Genomic DNA, 5,094 nt, shown 5'->3' with positions numbered 1-5,094 from the left:
GCCTGCACGATCCGCGCGGTGCGGGGGCGGCGCAGCGCCTCGTAGCGGGCAAAGGCCCTGCGGGGATCGGCCTCTTCCGACAGGCATCGCGCCAGGACATAGGCATCTTCCAGCGCCATGTTGGCCCCTTGCGCCAGGAAGGGCAGGGTCGGGTGCGCGGCATCGCCCAAGAGCGCGAGCCCCTGGTCCTGCCAGACCTGCGCCACCGGGTGCCGGAACAGGCCCCAGAGAAACACATCCTGCGCCCGGTCCAGAAGCGCCCGAACCTCGGGGCAGAAATCGACGAAGGCGCGCGCCAGATGGGCGGGGTCATCGCGGTGCTGCCAGCCTTCGGCGGCCCAGCCGTCGCGTTCCTCGACCGCCACGACATTGACCAGATGCCCGCCCCGCAGCGGGTAGCGCACCAGGTGCCGGCCCGGCCCCATGAAGACATGCGCCTCGAACGGCAGGGGCATGTCGACGGGAATGGTGCAGCGCCAGGCCACCTGGCCGGTGAAGAAGGGCCGCGATTTCGGGTTCAGCGCCGCGCGGGCGGGCGAGTGCAACCCGTCGGCGGCAAGGGTCAGGCCGTGATGTTCCACGCGGCCATCCGCAAAGGTGATGTCGGTGCCTGACGGGCCCGGCGTGATCGCGGCCACCCGCGCGCCCAGCCGCAGCGTCACGCCCGCCTGCGTCGCCGCCTCGGCCAGCACCGCGACCAGATCGGCGCGATGCACGAGGTGCCAGGGCTGGTCAGTGCGTTGCAAGGGCATGGAAAACACCCCTGCCCCGCGCCGGAAATCACGCAGCCGCACCGCGCGCGACCGTGGGCTTTTGGCGGCGATCGCCTCGGCCACGCCCAGGGCCTGCAACACGCGCCAGCCGTTCGGGCTGATCTGGAGGCCGGCGCCGAGCTCGGTGATGGCAGGCGCCTGTTCCAGCACGCAGACCACGGCCCCGCGCCGCGCCAGCGCCAAGGCCGCCGCCAGCCCGCCGATGCCGCCGCCCACCACCGTGAGTTCTTGCCCGATCAGCATGACACCCCCCAAACATGAAACAGGGCACCCCGCAGGGCGCCCCGTGTTATTTCAGCCTTGGCAGCGCGGTCAGTCGTCGCGATGCACCTTTTCGCGGCGTTCATGCCGTTCCTGCGCCTCGAGCGTCATGGTGGCGATGGGCCGCGCATCCAGCCGCTTGAGCGAAATCTGTTCGCCGCTGACCTCGCAATAGCCGTATTCGCCCTCTTCGATCCGGCGCAGGGCGCTGTCGATCTTGGCGATCAGCTTGCGCTGCCGATCCCGCGTGCGCAATTCCAGCGCGCGGTCGGTTTCCTCGCTGGCGCGGTCGGCCACATCGGGAATGTTGCGGGTTCCATCCTGCAAGGATTCCACGGTTCCCCGACTTTCATCAAGCAACTCGTTCTTCCAGGTGATCAACTTGCGCCGGAAATATTCCAACTGGCGCTCGTTCATGAAAGGTTCGTCCTCGGCGGGACGATAATCCTCTGGCAGAAAATTCTCGGCCTTCATGTCGCTCCCCTCAGCGAAGCCGGCGTTGTCTTGTCGGTCTGGCATGACACCCTTCCGGCCCCTCGCCGCCCGATTACTAGACCGCGCGACCCTTGTCGACACTCTATTACGTGACAAGGCGCATTCCTGGTGCGGCGCGGACCAAGGCGCCCTTTCGCGACACGGGCCAAGCCGCTATGACGTGGCAAGCTTTGCCGGAGGGTTCCATGCACGCACGTTTCGAAGGCAGCGACACCTATGTCGCCACTCAGGACCTGACCATAGCGGTCAATGCCGCCGTCACGCTGGAACGCCCGCTGCTGGTCAAGGGCGAACCGGGCACGGGCAAGACCGAACTGGCCCGGCAGGTCGCCACGGCGCTTGGCCTGCCGATCCTGGAATGGCACGTCAAATCCACCACCCGCGCCCAGCAGGGCCTGTATGAATACGATGCCGTCAGCCGGTTGCGCGACAGCCAACTGGGCGATGCGCGCGTCAATGACGTGAAGAACTACATCCGCAAGGGCAAGCTCTGGCAGGCCTTCGAGGCCGAGAGCCGCGTGGTCTTGTTGATCGACGAGATCGACAAGGCCGATATCGAATTTCCCAATGACCTGTTGCAGGAATTGGACCGGATGGAATTCTTCGTCTACGAGACCGGCGAAACGATCAGGGCGCGCATCCGCCCCATCGTCATCATCACCTCGAACAATGAAAAGGAACTGCCCGACGCGTTCTTGCGGCGCTGTTTCTTTCACTACATCCGCTTTCCCGACATGGAGACGATGAAGCGGATCGTCGAGGTGCATTTTCCCGGCATCAAGCCACAGCTTCTGACCACCGCGCTGACGCAATTCTACGACATCCGCGACCAGCAGGGGATCAAGAAGAAACCATCGACCTCCGAGGTGCTGGATTGGCTCAAGCTGTTGCTGGCCGAGGACCTGTCGCCCGAGGATTTGCGCCGCGACGGGGCCTCGGCGCTGCCCCGGCTGCATGGGGCGCTGTTGAAGAATGAACAGGACGTGGCGCTGTTCGAACGGCTGGCTTTCCTGGCCCGGCGACAGACATAGCCGCGCCGGGCGGGCGGCATGAAATCGCTGCCATGACCCAATTGCTGACACATTGCGCGGCCAATGTGCGAAAAGTTTTGATCTATTTGATTCTTTCTCTGGATTGCCGCCATGACCGATAGCCCCCCGCGCCCGAGGCGCATCCGCCCGGTCCTGTCCTGCCTTGTCTCGGCCTTGGCCCTGGCGGCATGCCAGCCATCCCACGGGCGGCTCCATGATCTGACAGAGCGGCGCATCAGCCCGGAATTGTCGCAGACCATCCCGGTGATGAACCAGTTCGGCGCGCCGCAGCCGATGCCGCCGACTCAATCCAACGCCCAGATCGCCGCCGATTTCATCGCGCTGAGTTTCCAGATGGAATCGGGCCGCCAGATCGAGCGGCTGTCGCGGTTCGAGGGGCCGATCACCATCGCCGTCGCCCCGGGCGCGCCCGCGTCGCTGTCGCCCGACCTGGATCGGCTGATCGCGCGCTTGCGGCAAGAGGCCCGCATCGACATCTCGCGCAGGGCCCATGGGCCGGATGCGGCCAATATCACCATCGAAACCCTGCCGCGCGACCGGATGCAGCGGCTGGTGCCGGAAGCCGCCTGTTTCGTCGTGCCGCGCGTCACCTCTTGGGCGGAGTTTCGGCGCGCGCGCAATTCCCGCGACATGGATTGGACCACGCTGGACCGGCGCGATCATGTGACGGTGTTCTTGCCCAATGATGTCGCCCCGCAAGAGGTGCGCGATTGCCTGCACGAAGAGGTGTCGCAAGCTTTGGGGCCGTTGAACGACCTGTATCGCCTGAGCGATTCGGTCTTCAACGATGACAATTTCCATGCCGTGCTGACCGGCTATGACATGTTGATCCTGCGGGCCTATTACGACGGCGCGCTGCGGTCGGGCATGACGCGGGCCGAGGTTGCGGCGGCCTTGCCCGACATCCTCGCGCGGTTGAACCCGCGCGGTGACGCGCCAGCCGCCCCGGTCGAAACCCGGCCCACGCCGCGCGCCTGGATCGAGGCGATCGAAACCGCGCTTGGCCCCGGAACCCGCGACGCCGCCCGTGTGCCGGCCGCACAGCGCGCGGTGTCGCTCGCGCGCGAGGCGGGACTGACGGACGCGCGGCTGGCCTTCAGCTATTTCGCCCTCGGCCGCCTGTCGCTGGCCAGCGATGTCGAGGGATCGCTCAACGCCTTTCTGGCGGCGGCCGATATCTACGACACGATCGCACCCGGTGGCATCCACGCCGCCCATATCGACATGCAGCTTGCGGGTTTCGCGCTCAGTTCCGGTCGGCCCGAAGATGCGCTGCGGCTCAGCACACAGGCGATGGGGGGCGCTACGCAGGCCCAGAACGCATCGCTTTTGTCGACCTTGCTGATGATCCGGGCCGAGGCGCTGGAGGCCTTGGGCCGCGCCTCCGAGGCGCGTCAGGTCCGGCTCGACAGCCTTGCCTGGGGTCGCTATGGGTTTGCCAACACCACGGCGGTGGGCCTGCGCCTGACAGAGGTTGCGGCGCTCTCGCCGTGACACAACCGGACAGGCGGGGCAAACGGGCATGCTGAATTTGATCGGGGGGGCCGTTGGCATCGTGTTCGGCCTGTGGCTGGCGCGCCGCAAGGGCGGCAACCGGCTTGACCTTTTGCATTACGCCACGATCTTTGGGATCATCGGCTTTACGCTCGGTGCCTTCGCCATGCTGGTGGTTCTCGCACCCGGCTGACACCCTTGGGGGCGATGCATGTTCCTGCCCTTTTTCGAAACGCTGCGCGCCGCCCGCATCCCCGTCAGCTTGCGGGAATACCTCGGCTTTCTGGAAGGCGTCGGGCGCGGCCTGGTCACCTATGACATCGAGGGGTTCTATTACCTCGCCCGCACGGCCATGGTGAAGGACGAACGCCATTTCGACCGGTTCGATCAATGTTTCGCCCATGCCTTTGGCGGGCTGGAGGCGATCACCCCCGAACAGGTGCTGGAGGCCGTCGATATCCCGCGCGCATGGCTGGAGAAACTGGCCGAAAAGCACCTGAGCCCCGAGGAGCGCGCCGAGATCGCGGGTTTGGGCGGTTTTGACAAGCTGATGGACACCCTGCGCGAGCGTTTGCGCGATCAGCAGGGGCGGCACCAGGGCGGGTCGAAATGGATCGGCACCGCCGGAACCTCGCCCTTTGGCGCCTATGGCTACAACCCCGAAGGCGTGCGCATCGGCCAGGCCGAAAGCCGCCACCGCCGCGCCGTCAAGGTCTGGGACAAGCGCGAATTTCGCGATTTCGCCGATGATGTCGACCTGGGCACGCGCAACATCAAGGTGGCGCTGAAACGGCTGCGCCAATGGGCGCGCGACGGCGCGGCCGAGGAACTCGACCTTGACGGCACGATCAGGGCCACCGCCGAACAGGGTTGGCTTGACGTGAAAACGCGGCCCGAACGGCGCAACGCGGTCAAGGTGATCCTGTTTCTCGATGTCGGCGGGTCGATGGATGACCATATCCGCGTGGTCGAGGAATTGTTTTCCGCCGCCAAATCCGAATTCAAGCACCTGGAACACT

6 protein-coding genes are annotated in these 5,094 nt (G+C 65.8%); 4 read left to right on the top strand and 2 right to left on the bottom strand.

What is annotated here, in order from left to right:
- Both KG698_RS14645 and dksA read right to left on the bottom strand, forming a co-directional pair.
- On the bottom strand, nucleotides 1-1,016 hold a 1,016-nt coding region (locus KG698_RS14645), incomplete at its 3' end, for an FAD-dependent monooxygenase (RefSeq protein WP_213686285.1).
- A gap of 69 nt (nucleotides 1,017-1,085) precedes the next feature.
- Nucleotides 1,086-1,508 (bottom strand): RNA polymerase-binding protein DksA, encoded by a 423-nt coding sequence (gene dksA / locus KG698_RS14640; protein WP_213686284.1) that lies wholly within the window; start codon nucleotides 1,506-1,508, stop codon nucleotides 1,086-1,088.
- Nucleotides 1,509-1,714: 206 nt separating this feature from the next.
- Here dksA and KG698_RS14635 point away from each other — a divergent pair, with 206 nt between their 5' ends.
- From KG698_RS14635 to KG698_RS14620, 4 genes are all read left to right on the top strand, one after another.
- Complete coding sequence (locus KG698_RS14635) at nucleotides 1,715-2,560, top strand: MoxR family ATPase (protein ID WP_213686283.1); 846 nt, start codon at nucleotides 1,715-1,717, stop codon at nucleotides 2,558-2,560.
- Nucleotides 2,561-2,671: 111 nt separating this feature from the next.
- On the top strand, nucleotides 2,672-4,075 hold the full coding sequence (locus KG698_RS14630) for a DUF2927 domain-containing protein (RefSeq protein WP_213686282.1): 1,404 nt from the start codon (nucleotides 2,672-2,674) through the stop codon (nucleotides 4,073-4,075).
- Between the two features lie 28 nt (nucleotides 4,076-4,103).
- Nucleotides 4,104-4,268 (top strand): hypothetical protein, encoded by a 165-nt coding sequence (locus KG698_RS14625; RefSeq protein WP_213686281.1) that lies wholly within the window; start codon nucleotides 4,104-4,106, stop codon nucleotides 4,266-4,268.
- Nucleotides 4,269-4,286: 18 nt separating this feature from the next.
- A partial coding sequence (locus KG698_RS14620; RefSeq protein WP_213686280.1) for a VWA domain-containing protein occupies nucleotides 4,287-5,094 on the top strand: 808 nt, incomplete at its 3' end.

It is taken from the genome of Roseicyclus sp. (assembly GCF_018402035.1).
Taxonomy (GTDB): Bacteria; Pseudomonadota; Alphaproteobacteria; order Rhodobacterales; family Rhodobacteraceae; genus Roseicyclus.
This window is presented reverse-complemented; position numbering and strand designations above follow the sequence as displayed.